The organism is Massilia timonae CCUG 45783, from assembly GCF_000315425.1.
Lineage (GTDB): Bacteria > Pseudomonadota > Gammaproteobacteria > Burkholderiales > Burkholderiaceae_D > Telluria > Telluria timonae.
Map to the genome: position 1 here is coordinate 1,038,840 of NZ_JH992924.1, position 15,564 is coordinate 1,054,403.

13 protein-coding genes are annotated in these 15,564 nt (G+C 65.9%); 11 read left to right on the forward strand and 2 right to left on the reverse strand.

Features of this window, described 5'->3' with window-relative positions:
* Nucleotides 1-121: 121 nt before the first annotated feature.
* The 5 genes from prpB (at nt 122) to HMPREF9710_RS19770 (ending at nt 8,767) form a co-directional block, all read left to right on the forward strand.
* The gene (prpB, locus tag HMPREF9710_RS19750) at nt 122-1,012 is read left to right on the forward strand and encodes a methylisocitrate lyase (RefSeq protein ID WP_005669275.1); all 891 of its coding nucleotides are present in this window, start codon (nt 122-124) and stop codon (nt 1,010-1,012) included.
* Nucleotides 1,013-1,024: 12 nt separating this feature from the next.
* The gene (gene prpC / locus HMPREF9710_RS19755) at nt 1,025-2,185 is read left to right on the forward strand and encodes a bifunctional 2-methylcitrate synthase/citrate synthase (protein ID WP_005669276.1); all 1,161 of its coding nucleotides are present in this window, start codon (nt 1,025-1,027) and stop codon (nt 2,183-2,185) included.
* Nucleotides 2,186-2,196: 11 nt separating this feature from the next.
* Nucleotides 2,197-4,803 (forward strand): Fe/S-dependent 2-methylisocitrate dehydratase AcnD, encoded by a 2,607-nt coding sequence (gene acnD / locus HMPREF9710_RS19760; RefSeq protein ID WP_005669280.1) that lies wholly within the window; start codon nt 2,197-2,199, stop codon nt 4,801-4,803.
* A gap of 14 nt (nt 4,804-4,817) precedes the next feature.
* A complete protein-coding gene (gene prpF, locus HMPREF9710_RS19765; RefSeq protein WP_005669282.1) occupies nt 4,818-6,008 on the forward strand; it encodes a 2-methylaconitate cis-trans isomerase PrpF in 1,191 nt (396 codons plus the stop codon).
* Nucleotides 6,009-6,151: 143 nt separating this feature from the next.
* Nucleotides 6,152-8,767 (forward strand): sensor domain-containing protein, encoded by a 2,616-nt coding sequence (locus tag HMPREF9710_RS19770; protein ID WP_005669284.1) that lies wholly within the window; start codon nt 6,152-6,154, stop codon nt 8,765-8,767.
* 65 nt (nt 8,768-8,832) lie between these two features.
* On the opposite strand, the gene xth is transcribed toward HMPREF9710_RS19770, so the two are convergent.
* Entirely contained in the window at nt 8,833-9,600 is a 768-nt protein-coding gene (gene xth / locus HMPREF9710_RS19775; protein ID WP_005669285.1) for an exodeoxyribonuclease III, read from the reverse strand.
* 456 nt (nt 9,601-10,056) lie between these two features.
* On the opposite strand from xth, the gene HMPREF9710_RS19780 reads away from it, so the two are divergent.
* From HMPREF9710_RS19780 to HMPREF9710_RS19790, 3 genes are all read left to right on the forward strand, one after another.
* Nucleotides 10,057-10,404, forward strand: coding sequence for a phiTE_015 family protein (locus tag HMPREF9710_RS19780; protein WP_005669287.1), 348 nt, complete (start codon nt 10,057-10,059; stop codon nt 10,402-10,404).
* A gap of 10 nt (nt 10,405-10,414) precedes the next feature.
* Nucleotides 10,415-10,621: a DUF1653 domain-containing protein gene (locus HMPREF9710_RS19785; protein WP_005669289.1), complete on the forward strand. Its 207-nt coding sequence runs from the start codon at nt 10,415-10,417 to the stop codon at nt 10,619-10,621.
* 138 nt (nt 10,622-10,759) lie between these two features.
* Complete coding sequence (locus HMPREF9710_RS19790; protein WP_005669290.1) at nt 10,760-11,146, forward strand: hypothetical protein; 387 nt, start codon at nt 10,760-10,762, stop codon at nt 11,144-11,146.
* Between the two features lie 60 nt (nt 11,147-11,206).
* On the opposite strand, the gene HMPREF9710_RS19795 is transcribed toward HMPREF9710_RS19790, so the two are convergent.
* The gene (locus tag HMPREF9710_RS19795) at nt 11,207-12,700 is read right to left on the reverse strand and encodes a leucyl aminopeptidase (RefSeq protein WP_005669292.1); all 1,494 of its coding nucleotides are present in this window, start codon (nt 12,698-12,700) and stop codon (nt 11,207-11,209) included.
* Between the two features lie 64 nt (nt 12,701-12,764).
* On the opposite strand from HMPREF9710_RS19795, the gene lptF reads away from it, so the two are divergent.
* Genes lptF through HMPREF9710_RS19810 form a run of 3 tightly spaced genes read left to right on the forward strand, consistent with a single transcriptional unit; the run spans nt 12,765 to nt 15,486 of the window.
* Nucleotides 12,765-13,922 (forward strand): LPS export ABC transporter permease LptF, encoded by a 1,158-nt coding sequence (gene lptF / locus HMPREF9710_RS19800; RefSeq protein WP_005669294.1) that lies wholly within the window; start codon nt 12,765-12,767, stop codon nt 13,920-13,922.
* On the forward strand, nt 13,919-15,103 hold the full coding sequence (lptG, locus tag HMPREF9710_RS19805; protein ID WP_005669296.1) for an LPS export ABC transporter permease LptG: 1,185 nt from the start codon (nt 13,919-13,921) through the stop codon (nt 15,101-15,103). The genes lptF and lptG overlap by 4 nt, the downstream gene beginning before the upstream one ends.
* Nucleotides 15,103-15,486 (forward strand): sirohydrochlorin chelatase, encoded by a 384-nt coding sequence (locus HMPREF9710_RS19810; protein WP_005669298.1) that lies wholly within the window; start codon nt 15,103-15,105, stop codon nt 15,484-15,486. Before lptG ends, HMPREF9710_RS19810 begins: the two co-directional genes overlap by 1 nt.
* The last annotated feature ends 78 nt before the right edge of the window (nt 15,487-15,564 follow it).

Below are 15,564 nucleotides of genomic sequence, written 5' to 3' on the forward strand. Positions count from 1 at the left end.
TGCAGCTCGCGCTAAGTAACTGAATATAAAGGGAACTGTCAGCGCGCCAGGGACTGGCATCGACCTGGCACGCGCTTTGCAATATCAGCATCGACATCCACCGCATCTGAAAGGACACCGCATGACCAAGCTCTCCGCCGGCGCCGCATTCCGCAAGGCAATGCAGGAAGAATCCCCATTGCAAGTGGTCGGCGCAATCAACGCCAACCACGCCCTGCTGGCCAAGCGCGCCGGTTTCAAGGCGATCTACCTGTCGGGCGGCGGCGTGGCGGCGGGTTCGCTGGGCTTGCCCGATCTCGGCATCTCGAACCTGGACGACGTCCTGATCGACGTGCGCCGCATCACCGACGTGTGCGACCTGCCGCTGCTGGTCGACGTCGACACCGGCTTCGGCGCATCGGCCTTCAACGTCGCGCGCACCGTGCGCACGCTGGCCAAGGCCGGCGCCGCCGCCTGCCACATCGAAGACCAGGTCGGCGCCAAGCGCTGCGGCCACCGTCCGGGCAAGGAAATCGTGAGCAAGGACGAGATGGTCGACCGCATCAAGGCGGCCGCCGACGCCCGTCCGTACGACGAGTTCGTGATCATGGCGCGCACCGATGCGCTGGCGGTGGAAGGACTGGACGCCGCCATCGAACGCGCCGTGGCTTGCGTGGAAGCCGGCGCCGACATGATCTTCCCCGAGGCGATGACGAGCCTCGAGATGTATAAACGGTTCGCCGATGCGGTCAAGGTGCCGGTGCTGGCCAATATCACCGAGTTCGGCGCGACCCCGCTGTTCAGCGTCGATGAGCTCAAAAGTGCCGGCGTCGGCCTGGTGCTGTATCCGCTGTCGGCCTTCCGCGCGATGAACAAGGCTGCCGAAAACGTGTATACCGCGATCCGCCGCGACGGCACCCAGCAGAACGTGCTCGACACCATGCAGACGCGCGCCGAACTGTACGACCGCATCGACTACCATAGCTATGAACAGAAGCTCGACGCGCTGTTCGCCCAGAACAAAGCGAAATAAGGAGAACCGAGGATGACGACCCAGAACAACGAAACCCCGACCTTCAAGCCGAAGAAATCCGTGGCCCTGTCCGGCGTCGCCGCCGGCAATACCGCGCTGTGCTCGGTCGGCAAATCGGGCAACGACCTGCACTACCGCGGCTACGACATCCTGGACGTGGCCGACGCCTGCGAGTTCGAGGAAATCGCCTACCTGCTGGTGCACGGCAAGCTGCCGAACGAGGCCGAGTTGCGCGGTTATAAAGCCAAGCTGAAGTCGCTGCGCGGCCTGCCGCAGGCGGTGAAAAGCGCGCTGGAAGCGCTGCCGGCCGGCGCGCACCCGATGGACGTGATGCGCACCGGCGTGTCGGTGCTGGGCTGCGTGCTGCCCGAGAAGGACGACCATAACATCGCCGGCGCGCGCGACATCGCCGACCGCCTGATGGCCTCGTTCGGCTCGATGCTGCTGTACTGGTATCACTACAGCCACAATGGCAAGCGCATCGACGTGGAAACCGACGACGATTCGATCGGCGGCCACTTCCTGCACCTGCTGCACGGCGTCAAGCCGAGCCAGTCCTGGGTGCAGGCGATGCACACCTCGCTGATCCTGTATGCCGAGCATGAATTCAATGCATCGACCTTCACCGCGCGCGTGGTCGCCGGCACCGGTTCCGACATGCACTCGGCCATCACCGGCGCCATCGGCGCGCTGCGCGGTCCGAAGCATGGCGGCGCCAACGAAGTGGCGCTCGACATCCAGAAGCGTTATGAAAACGCCGACGAAGCCGAAGCCGACATCCGCAACCGCGTGGCCAACAAGGAAGTCGTGATCGGCTTCGGCCACCCGGTGTACACGATCTCGGACCCGCGCAACAAGGTGATCAAGGAAGTGGCGCGCTCGCTGTCTCTTGATGCAGGCTCGATGAAGATGTTCGACATCGCCGAGCGCCTGGAATCGGTGATGTGGGACGTGAAAAAGATGTTCCCGAACCTGGACTGGTTCTCGGCCGTGTCGTACCACATGATGGGCGTGCCGACCGCCATGTTCACGCCGCTGTTCGTCATCTCGCGCACCTCGGGCTGGGCCGCCCACGTCATCGAGCAGCGCATCGACAACAAGATCATCCGCCCGAGCGCCAATTACGTCGGTCCGGAAGACCTGGCGTTCGTGCCGCTGGCCGAGCGCAAATAAAGAGCATCGCCATGAATTCGAATCACCTGAAACCCCTGCCAGGCACCGACCTGGAGTATTTCGACACCCGCGCCGCGGTCGACGCCATCCAGCCGGGGGCCTACGACACCTTGCCGTACACCTCGCGCGTGCTGGCCGAGAACCTCGTGCGCCGCTGCGAGCCAGCCTGCATGAACGATGCGCTCAAGCAGATCATCGAACGCAAGCGCGAGCTCGACTTCCCCTGGTTCCCGGCGCGCGTGGTCTGCCACGACATCCTCGGCCAGACCGCCCTGGTCGACCTGGCCGGCCTGCGCGACGCCATCGCGGCGCAAGGCGGCGACCCGGCCCTGGTCAATCCGGTGGTGCCGACCCAGCTGGTGGTCGACCACTCGCTGGCCGTCGAATGCGGCGGCTTCGACCCGGACGCGTTCAGCAAGAACCGCGCGATCGAGGATCGCCGCAACGAAGACCGCTTCCATTTCATCGACTGGACCAAGAAGGCCTTCCAGAACGTCGACGTGATCCCGCCCGGCAACGGCATCCTGCACCAGATCAACCTGGAGCGCATGTCGCCCGTGATCCAGGTGGAAAACGGCGTGGCGTATCCGGACACCCTGGTCGGCACCGATTCGCACACGCCGATGGTCGATGCGCTGGGCGTGATCGCGATCGGCGTCGGCGGGCTGGAAGCCGAAAGCGTGATGCTGGGCCGCGCTTCGTACATGCGCCTGCCCGACATCGTCGGCGTCGAACTGACCGGCAAGCCCGGCCCCGGCATCACCGCCACCGACACCGTGCTGGCGCTGACCGAGTTCCTGCGCAAGTCGAAGGTCGTATCGAGCTACCTCGAGTTCTACGGAGAGGGCGCAGCCGCGCTGACCCTGGGCGACCGCGCCACGATCTCGAACATGGCGCCCGAATTCGGCGCCACCGCCGCGATGTTCTACATCGACGAGCAGACCATCAAGTACCTGCGCCTGACCGGGCGCGAGGACGAGACCGTGCACCTCGTCGAGACCTATGCGAAGCAGGCCGGCCTGTGGGCCGACAGCCTCAAAAACGCCGAGTACGAACGCACCTTGTCGTTCGACCTGTCGAGCGTGGTGCGCAATATCGCCGGGCCGTCGAATCCGCACAAGCGCGTGCCGACCTCGGAACTGGCGGCGCGCGGCATCGCGGGCAAAGTAGAAGACGAACCGGGCCTGATGCCCGACGGCGCCGTGATCATCGCGGCGATTACCAGCTGCACCAACACCAACAACCCGCGCAATATGATCGCCGCCGGCCTGCTGGCGCGCAACGCCAACCGCGCGGGCCTGCTGCGCAAACCCTGGGTGAAAAGTTCGCTGGCGCCAGGCTCGAAGGCTGTCGCCCTGTATCTGGACGAAGCCGGCCTCACGCCCGAGCTGGACAAGCTGGGCTTCGGCGTCGTGGCGTTCGCCTGCACCACCTGCAACGGCATGAGCGGCGCGCTCGACCCGACCATCCAGCAAGAGATCATCGAGCGCGACCTGTATGCGACCGCCGTCCTGTCGGGCAACCGCAACTTCGACGGCCGCATCCACCCGTACGCAAGCCAGGCCTTCCTGGCTTCGCCCGCGCTGGTGGTCGCGTATGCGATCGCCGGCACCATCCGCTTCGACATCGAGAAGGACGTGCTGGGGCTGGACGCCGCGGGCAGGGAGATCCGCCTGGCCGACCTGTGGCCGTCGGACGAAGAGGTCGACGCGGTGGTCGCCGCCAGCGTCAAGCCCGAGCAGTTCCGCAAGGTGTACACGCCGATGTTCGCGCGCGTCGTCGACGATGGCGCCAGGGTCAGCCCGCTGTACGACTGGCGGCCACAGAGCACCTATATCCGCCGCCCGCCGTACTGGGAAGGCGCGCTGGCGGGCGAACGCCTACTTTCCGGCATGCGCCCGCTGGCGGTCCTGGGCGACAACATCACCACCGACCACCTGTCGCCGTCGAACGCCATCCTGCTCGACTCGGCCGCCGGCGAGTACCTGGCGAAGATGGGCTTGCCGGAAGAAGACTTCAATTCCTACGCCACCCACCGCGGCGACCACCTGACGGCGCAGCGCGCCACCTTCGCCAATCCGACGCTCAGGAACGAGATGGTGAAGGATGGCCTGGGCAATGTGGTTGCCGGTTCGCTGGCGCGCATCGAGCCGACGGGCGAGGTGACCCGCATGTGGGAAGCGATCGAGCATTACATGGAACGCAAGCAGCCGCTGATCGTGGTGGCGGGCGCCGATTATGGCCAGGGCTCGTCGCGCGACTGGGCGGCCAAGGGCGTGCGCCTGGCGGGCGTGGAGGCGATCGTGGCCGAAGGCTTCGAGCGCATCCACAGGACGAACCTGGTGGGCATGGGCGTGCTGCCGCTGGAGTTCAAGCCCGGCGTGAATCGCATCACGCTCGGCATCGACGGCACCGAGACCTTCGACGTGGTGGGCGAGCGCACGCCGCGCGCCGACCTGACGCTGGTGATCCATCGCAAGACTGGAGAACAGCTCGCGGTGGCGGTGACCTGCCGCCTCGATACGGCCGAGGAAGTCGCCATCTATGAAGCGGGCGGGGTGCTGCAGCGCTTTGCCCAGGACTTCCTTGAATCGTCGGCGCCGAAGGCGGCGGCTTGATGGAGAAGCGCACGATGTCCCATGTTCCCCAGATCAGGATTCCCGCGACCTATATGCGCGGCGGCACCAGCAAAGGCGTGTTCTTCACGCTGCAAGACCTGCCCGAAGCGGCGCGCGAGCCCGGCGCCGCGCGCGACGCCTTGCTGCAGCGCGTGATCGGCAGCCCCGACCCCTACGGCAAGCAGATCGACGGCATGGGCGGCGCCACGTCCAGCACCAGCAAGGCCGTGATCGTTGCGCGCAGCGCCCGTCCCGACCACGACGTCGACTACCTGTTCGGCCAGGTGGCGATCGACAAGCCCTTCGTCGACTGGAGCGGCAACTGCGGCAACCTGTCGGCCGCGGTCGGCCCCTTCGCCATCGCGAACGGCCTGGTCGACCCGGCGCGCGTGCCGCGCGACGGCGTCGCGGTCGTGCGCATCTGGCAGGCCAATATCGGCAAGTCCATCATCGCCCATGTGCCGATGACGGATGGTCAGGTCCAGGAAACGGGCGACTTCGAACTCGATGGCGTGACCTTCCCGGCGGCCGAGGTGCAGCTCGAGTTCATGGATCCGGCGGCCGAAGAAGAGGGCAGTGCCGGTGCGATGTTCCCGACCGGGAACCTGGTCGACGAACTGGACGTGCCCGGCGTCGGCGTCCTGCGCGCGACCATGATCAATGCCGGCATCCCGACCATCTTCATCGAAGCGGGTGCGGTCGGCTACGACGGCACCGAGCTGCAGGACGCGATCAATGGCGACGCGCGCGCGCTGGCCATGTTCGAGACCATCCGCACCCATGGCGCGCTGCGCATGGGCCTGATCGCGAGCATCGAGGACGCCGGCAAGCGCCAGCATACCCCGAAGGTCGCTTTCGTCGCGAAACCGGCCGGCTACCTGTCGTCCAGCGGCAGGCAGGTGGCGCAGGGCGACGTCGATCTGCTGGTGCGCGCGCTGTCGATGGGCAAGCTGCACCACGCGATGATGGGCACGGCGGCGGTGGCGATCGGCACCGCGGCGGCGATTCCCGGCACCCTGGTCAACCTCGCGGCCGGCGGCGGCGAGCGCAGCGCGGTGCGCTTCGGCCATCCGTCCGGCACCCTGCGCGTGGGCGCCGAAGCGGTTCACGAGGGCGGCGCCTGGCGCGTCGGCAAGGCCATCATGAGCCGCAGCGCGCGGGTCTTGATGGAAGGGCGGGTATGCGTGCCGGGTGACGCGTTCTGAAGCCCCGGGGCGGCATCGACGCGGTGTCGCTTTCTTGCCGCAAGCAGTTCAGTTGCAGGCCCATTTCGCGGTATGATGATCGCCCTTGTTGCCGCTCGGCAACCCAAGGCAACCATGAGCTTTAGCCGCGACAGCAACCACCGATGGATGGATTTTCGAACCTGCAATTAGCTGACGTTGCGCAGCCCCGTGGCTACGATGCGGACCCGGCGCAGCTGGCGGACCTGGCCGCCTTGCGGCGCATGGTGCGCGAGCAGCGCGCCGTGTTCGAGAACGCGCCGGTCGGCATCGCCGTCACCCAGCCCGACCAGATCCGCTCCTTCAACCCGCGCGCGGGCGAGATGTTCGGCTTCGCGCCGGAAGAAGTCGGCCGGATTTCGCCGATGGACGTGTGCATCTCGCCCGACGATTACCAGGACCTGATCCGCGAAGCGTTCGCGGTGCTGGCCCGGGGCGGCCTGTTCGAGAGAACCGAGCAGCAGTTCCGGCGCCGCGACGGCAGCACCTTCTGGGCGCGGCTGCGCGGCTGCGCCGTCGAACCGGGCAACCGCGGCGCCGGCACCATCTGGATCGTCGAGGACGTGACCGAGGCGCGCCAGGCGACGGGCGAGGTGCAGGCGATCATGACCAACGCCTCGATCGGCATCATGTTCACCCGCAACCGCGTGATCCGGCGCGCCAATCCCGCCTTCTGCCAGATGTTCGGCTACGGCGAGGGCGAGCCGATCGGGGTGTCCACGCGCGTGATCTACCCGGACGAAGCCGCCTATCGCCAGCTCGGCGCCGAGGCCTATCCGCAGCTGGCCCAGGGCCGGCCGTTCACCACCTCGCGCACCCTGGTGCGCAAGGACGGCACGCCGGCCTGGGTCCAGATGATCGGCTACCAGGTCAACGCGAAAGACCCCGACAAGGGCACGATCTGGATGCTCGAGGACCGCACCCGCGAGCGCAGCGACGAGCAATCGCTGCGCGAGGCGCTGATGGAAAACCGCGCCATCCTCGACAACGCGGTGCTGGGCATCGCCGTGGTCGAGGCGGGGCGCACCCTGCACTGCAACCGCAAGATGGAAGAGCTGTTCGGCGCGCCGCCGGGCGGCATGGACGGCATCGCGGTGCGCGCGCTGTATCCCGACCACGCCAGCTGGAAGGAGGCGCGCGAGCTGTCAGGACGCCAGTTCGCCCAGGGCCAGGCCCACATGGCCGAGCACGAGATGGTGCGGCGCGACGGCAGCCGCTTCTGGGCGCGCCTGTCGGGCCGCCTGTTCGACCTGGCGCAGGCGGGCGGCAGGAGCGTATGGCTGGTGGACGACGTCACCGCCCAGCGCGAGGCGGCCGACGCCATCCTGCGCGCGCGCGACGAACTCGAGGTGCGGGTGGCCGAGCGCACCGCCGAACTGGCCGGCGCCAACGCCCTGCTGCAGGAAGAGATCAACGAGCGGCGCCAGGCCGAGGCGCGCGTGCACCACATGGCCTACCACGACAGCCTGACCGGGCTGCCCAACCGGGCCATGCTGTCCGAGCGGCTCGAGGCGGCGATGCGCGCCGTGGCCGCAGGCGACGCGCCGCACGCGGGCGCGAAGCTCGCCCTGATGTTCATCGACCTCGACCGCTTCAAGAACATCAACGACACCCTTGGCCACATGGTCGGCGACCAGCTGCTGCGCGACGTCGCCCTGCGCCTGGTGACGGCGGTGCGGCCCAGCGACCTGGTGGCGCGTCTCGGCGGCGACGAGTTCGTGGTGCTGATGCCGGGGATCGCCGGCGGCGGCGATGCCGCCGAGGTGGCCGGGCGGATCATCGCCGCGCTGTCGATGGCTTGCCAGATCGACGGCCACTGCCTGCACATCTCGCCCTCGATCGGGATCTGCCTGTATCCGGACGACGGCGTCGACGTCGAGACCCTGATGCGCCACGCCGACGCCGCGATGTACCAGGCCAAGGCGGCCGGCCGCAACAATTACCAGTTCTTCACCGAACGCATGAACCTGGCGGCGGCGCGCCATTTCGAGCTCGAATCGAGCTTGCGCGGCGCGCTGGCGCGCGAGGAGTTCGCGCTGTATTTCCAGCCGATCATGTGCACCGAAACGCGCCGTCCGAGCGCGCTGGAAGTGCTGCTGCGCTGGCGCCGCGGCGGCGCGCTGGTGGGGCCGGACGAGTTCATCCCGATCCTGGAGGAGAGCGGCATGATCATGGAAGTCGGCGAGTGGGTGATCCGCAGCGCCTGCGCCCAGGCCGTGCAATGGCAGCGCGAGGGGCTGGACGTGGTGCCGCTGGCGATCAACCTGTCGGCGCGCCAGTTCATGCACCAGGGCCTGGTCGACTCGATCCGCGCCATCGTCGCCGACACCGGGATCGCGCCGGGCCTGGTGGAATTCGAGATCACCGAGACCGCGCTGATGCAGCACGGCGGCCAGACGCTGGAGATCCTGCGCCAGATCAACGCGATGGGGATGCGCCTGTCGATCGACGATTTCGGCACCGGGTATTCGAGCCTGGCCTACCTGAAGCGCTTCCCGGTACGCAAGATCAAGATCGACCGCGCCTTCGTGCGCGAGCTGGAGGCCAGCACCGAGGACCGCGCCATCGTGGCGGCGGTGATGGCGCTGGCGGGCAGCCTGCAATTGTCGGTGGTGGCCGAAGGGGTGGAGACCGAAGGGCAGTATGCCTTGCTGCGCTCCTTCGGCTGCCAGTATGCGCAGGGCTATCTGTTTGCGCGGCCGTTGCCGGCGGAGCAGGTGGCCAGGTTGCTGGCGGGGTGATTCCAGCGCACGCCGGGCGCGTCGGCGGGGAGCCCGCCAACCCTGCGCGCTACCGGGATAGGCATTTAATCCGTGAGTGTCGCCACCACCGGCGCGTGATCCGACGGCTGCTCCCACTTGCGCGTCTCGCGGTCGATATGGCAGGCAGTGCAGCGCTCGGCCAGCGCCTTCGACAGCAGGATGTGATCGATGCGCAGGCCGCGGTTGCGGCGGAACGCCATCTGGCGGTAGTCCCACCAGCTGTATTGCTTCTCGGGCTGTTCGAACAGGCGGAATGCGTCCGACAGGCCTAGGGCCATCAGTTCCTGCAGCGCGGCGCGCTCGGGCAGCGAGAAGTGGATGCGGCCTTCCCATTCGGCCGGGTCGTGCACGTCGCGCGCTTCGGGCGCGATATTGTAGTCGCCCAGGATCGCGAACTGCTCGTGCGCCGCCATTTCGGCCGCCACCCAGGTGCGCAGCGCGTCCAGCCAGGCCAGCTTGTACGCATATTTGTCGGAACCGACTTCCTGCCCGTTAGGCACGTAAGCGCAAATGAAGCGCACGCCCCGGATCGTGGCCGCCAGCAGGCGCTGCTGGGCGTCTTCATAATGCGGGTTGTTCCTGACCACATCCTCGATCGGGTGCCTGGACAGGATGGCCACGCCGTTATAGGTCTTCTGCCCGGAAAACGCGACCTGGTAGCCGGCGGCGTTCAGTTCGGCCAGGGGGAATTTGTCATCCGTGAGCTTGGTCTCCTGGATGCAGAGCACGTCGACCGGATTGGCCTGAAGCCATTGCAGAAGATGCGAGAGTCGGACTTTCAGGGAGTTAACATTCCAGGTAACTATTTTCATTGTTCTATGTGTGTCATGGTAGAGTGTTGGCTGTAACATACTGTCGTGCGGCCAAGTTGCTTGCCAACGAGCTATTATCACCGAGTTTGCGGTGTTCCATCGGGCGACCGCCCTCTCCAGGGAGAGAGATGCAGGCTGGTCCCTTGGTGAAATCGCAACAGGTGATAATAAAATTGATTAACAGATTGCCAAAGAGTATTGCTCCATTGCCGGGTCGGCGCTATAAACCAGATCAGTGGAGTTGATGTGAACGAACTCGGCAGTGTGAGTTTGTTGCTTTTCGGTAATAATAAAATTGCGTGAGGGCAACTTCCATTGTACCATTAGCGGGTCGTGAAACAGGTTCGGTCGGACCGCACAGTTGTCCAGGGCCATCGACACGCGGTAGTGGTACTATTGTGAAATATTCGGTTTCACGAGTTAATAATCCGAACGCAGATTTGAAAAAGGACAGAAATGCGCAGTGCATTTGAAGCGTGGGCCCAGCGTGAGGGTCATATTGTTCGCCGCCGCGAAGACAAGCCCGAGGAATACCTCGTTTTTGAAACCCAGCGCCGTTGGGTGATCTGGCAGGCAGCGCTGGCGCATGGCGCCAAGGCCGCCGCCGATGCCCCGTCGAAGTTCGCCAAGGATGGCGAGCAGAAGCCGGCGATCGCCCAGGACGAAGCAGCCGTGCGCAATCGCGTGCTGAACGAAGTGCTGGACGCCTTCAGCGAACTGGACGAAACCGCCGGCATGGAAGGCGTGCTCAAGGTCATCCAGGGCCTGAAGAAGAAGCAGAAGGCCGAGACCGAGAAGGCTTGACCTCGTCCGCATGCCGACGCGTTACCGTCATTACAAGGGTGGCATCTACGAGCTGGTGTGCGAAGCAGTGCTCGAAGCCGATCACACACCCGTGGTCGTCTATCGCGGCCAGGATGGTGTCGTGTGGGTACGGCCCCGTGACGCCTTCTTCGAGGAAGTGACGGTCGACGGCAAGATCCTGCCGCGCTTCACCCTGCTCGACGCGCCGCGCGCGTGAGTAGCGGGCAGGGCTTCAGTTACGGCGCACCCCTGCCGTTAACGAGGCATCTGCCTCTCGATGCTCGCCATGCCGTTTCCATTCCGCCCGTTTGCCGTCGCCGCTCTCGCCTTCCTTGCCCTGGGCGGATGCGCGACCATGTCCGATTTCCCCGTGCAGCAGCTCGAGGTGCGCGCCGTGCTCGATTACCGCGAGATCGGCGGGGTCGGTTGCATCCTCAGCAATGACGTCGGCCGCTGGTACATGATCGCGCCCGGGCGCGTGACCGTCACCCGCAGCAGCCAGCCGCTGTCGATCAGCTGCAAGAAGGGTTCGGCGGCCACCACCGCCGAAGTGGTCCAGGCCAGGCTCGACACCGGCAACCTGATGGGCAACCTGGCCATCAGCGCGGGTCTCGGGTATTTCGTCGACCGCCATTCGGGGGCCGGGTATGGTTATCCGGCCATCCTGACCGTCGTGATGCAGCCGTCCGCGCCGCCGCCCGAGGCCGCGGGCGCGCATCCGCTCGAGACGCGGGTATTCTGACCCACCAAGTACAACGGCCCCGCAAGCGGGGCCGTCTTCGTTACACGCCTCAGGTGGCAATTACACTCGGTTCATCAGGAACGTGGTCAGCAGCGGCACCGGACGGCCGGTCGCGCCCTTGTTCGCGCCCGATTTCCAGGCGGTGCCGGCGATGTCCAGGTGGGCCCAGGTGTACTTGCGGGTGAAGTTCTCCAGGAAGCAGGCCGCGGTGATCGAGGCCGCGCCCGGGGTGCCGATATTGGCCAGGTCGGCGAAGTTCGACTTGAGCTGGTCGTTGTAGATCTCGCCCAGCGGGAAGCGCCAGGCGACGTCGCCGGCCTGCTTGCCGGCGTCCAGCAGCTCGGTCGCGAGCGCGTCGTGGGCGGCGTCGTCGCGGGTGAACAGGCCGCTGGTGTGGTGGCCCAGGGCCACGATGCAGGCGCCGGTCAGGGTCGCGATGTCGACCACGGCGGCCGGCTTGAAGCGCTCGGCGTAGGTCAGGGCGTCGCACAGGATCAGGCGGCCTTCGGCATCGGTATTCAGGATCTCGATGGTGGTGCCGTTCATCGCGGTGACGATGTCGCCCGGCTTGCTGGCGCGGCCGGACGGCATGTTCTCGCAGGCGGCGACGATGCCAACCACGTTGAGCTTCAGGCCCATCTCGCCGATGGCGCGGAAGGTGCCCAGCACCGAGCCGGCGCCGCACATATCGTATTTCATCTCGTCCATGCCTGGGCCGGGCTTGAGCGAGATGCCGCCGGTGTCGAAGGTGATGCCCTTGCCGACCAGGACCACCGGCGCGTCCTTCGCCTTGCCGCCGTTGTGCTTGAGGACGATAAACTTCGGCGCTTCGTCGCTGCCCTTGGCCACCGACAGGAAGCTGCCCATCTTGAGCGCTTCGAGCTGCTTGCGTTCCAGGACCTCGATGTCGAAGCCATAGTCGTCGGCCAGCTTGCGCGCGGTGGTGGCGAGGAAGGTCGGGGTGCACACGTTCGGCGACAGGTTGCCCAGTTCCTTCGTCAGGTTCATGCCGTTGGCGATGGCCGCGGCCTGGGTCAGGGCAGCCTTGTCCAGGCCGGCGCTTGGTGCGGCAACGACGATCTTGCGCACGCCGGCAATGGCCGGATCCTTCTTGCTCTTCTGGCCGTCGGTACGGAATTCCGCATCGCTGGCGCCGATCACCAGGGCGCGCAGCGCCCAGTTTGCGTCGCGCTCTTTCACGCTGTCGAGCGGGAATGCGATAATGGCGTCCGCCGCGCCCAGGGTGGAGAACACCTTCAGTGCGGCGGTGACGCCGGTGGCAAAGCTTTTCTCGCTGACGACTTCATCGGCGCCGAGGCCGACCAGCAGCACGCGGCTAGCTGCCACGCCGGCCACGCCGCGCAGCAGCAGGGTCGAACCCGGCTTGCCGCTGATGTCGCCCGACTTGAGCGCCGCGCTGATGTCGCCGTTCACATCGAGTGCTTTTGCCGCAGCCGACAGTTTCTTGTTTTCGTACACCGCAACCGCGATGCAGCCGGATTTCGCAGCGGCCAGGGTGTTTTTTGTGTCGAATGCTTTTATGCTAAAGTCCATTTGGTTCTCCGTTTCGATGTTTGGCGGCGGACTGCCTAATCTGCAATTATAACTACTCTATTGAATGATTTTCCGACGTTCCCTGCAACGTGAACTGGCGAGCGCCGCGGGCGCCACTTTCACGGTGCTGTTTTCCATCCTCGTCACCTGGACCCTGATCGCCATCCTCGGCCGGGCCGCGGGCGGCAAGGTGGCATCCGGCGACGTGCTGGCGCTGATCGTCTTCCGCAGCGCCGAGCTCTTGCCGATCATCCTTATCCTGACGTCCTTTATCGCGGTGGTCGCGACCATCACGCGCAGCTACCGCGATTCCGAGATGGTGGTCTGGTTCGCGTCGGGGCAATCCCTTCTTGGCTGGATCCGTCCGGTGCTCACGCTCGGCCTGCCGATGGTGGCCCTGGTCGGCGCGCTGTCCTTCGTCGTCACGCCGTGGGCCAAGATGAAGAGCGCCGAATTCGTCGAGCGCTTCCAGAAGCGCGAAGACCTGCAGCGGGTGGCGCCGGGCCAGTTCCGCGAATCCAGCTCAAGCGACCGCGTGTTCTTCGTCGAACGCAGCGCCGAGGGCTCGACCGTGGTGCAGAACGTGTTCGTCGGCGGTGTCGACGGCGACAGCCACTCGGTGGTGGTGGCCAAGCAGGGCGTGATCGAATCGGACGGCAAGGGCGGCCAGTTCCTGGTGCTCAGCAACGGGCGCCGCTACGAGGGCGTGCCGGGCCAGGCCGATTTCCAGACCATGGAATTCGAGCGCTACAGCATGCGCGTGGCGACCCAGGCGCCGATGATCGGCGCCGACGTGCCGGTATCGGCGCTGTCCACGCCGGCGCTGCTGGTCGCGCCCAACCGCTTTACCCAGGCCGAGCTGCTGGCCCGCATCGCGGCGCCGATCACCTGCCTCGTCCTGATGCTGCTGGCGATTCCGCTTGGCTTCGTCAATCCGCGCGCGGGGTCGTCGGCCAACCTGATCGTCGCGCTGCTGATCTTCTTCACCTATAACAACCTGGTGCGCCTGTCGGAGGCCAGCGTCAAGCAGGGCAAGCTCGCCTTCGCCATGGGCTGGTGGCCATTGCACCTGACTGCGCTGCTGGTGGTGGTGGGGCTGTTCGCATGGCGCCTGAACGTGAACCACCGTTATCATCCGCTGGTCCTGATCAGCGCCTTCAAGCGCCGCCGTCATCTGAAGAAATCGCCGGTCGCCAAGCGCGAGGAGGCGCGCGCGGAATGAAAATCCTCCAACGCTATTTCGCCGTCAATATTTTCCAGGCGGTGGCCTTCGTGCTGGCCGCCTTCCTGGCCCTGGTCGCCTTCATGGACCTGACCAGCATCCTGCCGTCGGTCGGCAAGAACGACTTCGGCATGCAGCACGCCTTGCTGTACGTGCTGCTGCTGGTGCCGGGCAATGTCTATCAGGTGATGCCGGTGGCCGCCCTGATCGGCACCATCTATACGATGGCGCAATTCGCCTCGAGCTCGGAATTCACCATCATGCGCGCCTCGTCGATGTCGACCCGCCAGGCCGCCATGATGCTGTTCAAGATCGGCGCGGTATTCGTCCTGGTCGCCTTCGTGTTCGGCGAGCTGATCACGCCGCGCACGGCGCCGATCGCCGAGCGCATGCGCCTGACCGCCAAGGGCGGTTCGGTGTCGGCCGAGTTCCGCTCGGGCATGTGGACCAAGGACAGCGTGCACGCGGACGGCGTGCGCGGCAACATCACCGGCTCGCGCTTCTTCAATGTGCGCCGCATCGCGGCCGACGGCCAGCTCGAAGACGTGCGCCTCTACGAGTTCGACAACAATATGCGCATGCGCTCGGTGGTCACGGCGGCGCGCGGCACCTATGGCGGCAACAATACCTGGCGCCTTTCCGACGTCACCGAGACCATGTTCGCCAATAGCCGCGAGCTGCCGGCGCCCGGATCAAAGGTCCCGGCCGGACAGACCATCCAGAGCACCTATGGCCAGGAAACGGCCTCGGTCTCGACCCGCAAGCTCGACAGCTATGTGCTCGTTTCCGAGATCACGCCCAAGATCCTGTCGGTGTCGCGCTCCGACCCCGAACGCATGTCGGCCGCCGAACTGGCCGTGTACACGCGCCACCTGGCCGAGAACCGCCAAGAGACCGAACGATTCAAGGTCGCGTTCTGGAAGAAGGTCATCGATCCGTTCTCGATCTTCGTGCTGATGGCGCTGGCGCTGCCGTTCGCCTACCTGCACACGCGCAGCGGCGGCGTCAGCCTCAAGATCTTCATCGGCATCATGATCGGGGTGAGCTTCCTGCTCATCAATTCACTGTTCTCGCACCTGGGCGTGCTGACCATCCTGCCGGCCTTCCTGACGGCGGTGGCGCCCAGCCTGCTGTTCCTGCTGATGGCGCTCGGGGCGCTATGGTGGGTGGAAAGGCACTGATGACGCATTCGACCCAGCGCGGCCTGGTCCTGTTCGCTCACGGCGCGCGCGCCGCCAGCTGGGCGGCGCCGTTCGAGCGCCTGCGCGACGCCACGCAGGCGCAGGCGCCCGATTGCGCGGTGACGCTGGCCTTCCTGGAACTGATGACGCCGAACCTGCCGGACACGGTGGCGGCGATGGTCGCGCGCGGCATCGCGCACGTCACCGTGGTGCCAGTATTCCTGGGGCAGGGCGGCCACCTGCTGCGCGACCTGCCGGCCCTGTGCGACACCATCCGCGCCGCGCATCCCGGCCTGAACCTGAACGTGGTCGGCGCGATCGGCGAAGACCCGGGTGTGCAACGCGCCATGACCGATTATTGCGTGGCGGCGCTCGGCAATTAATATTTGCCTTGTCGGCTTTATGTTCAAATAATATGTTGGTTTTATGTCATAAGGCCGCATAATATTTAGTGTCACCCT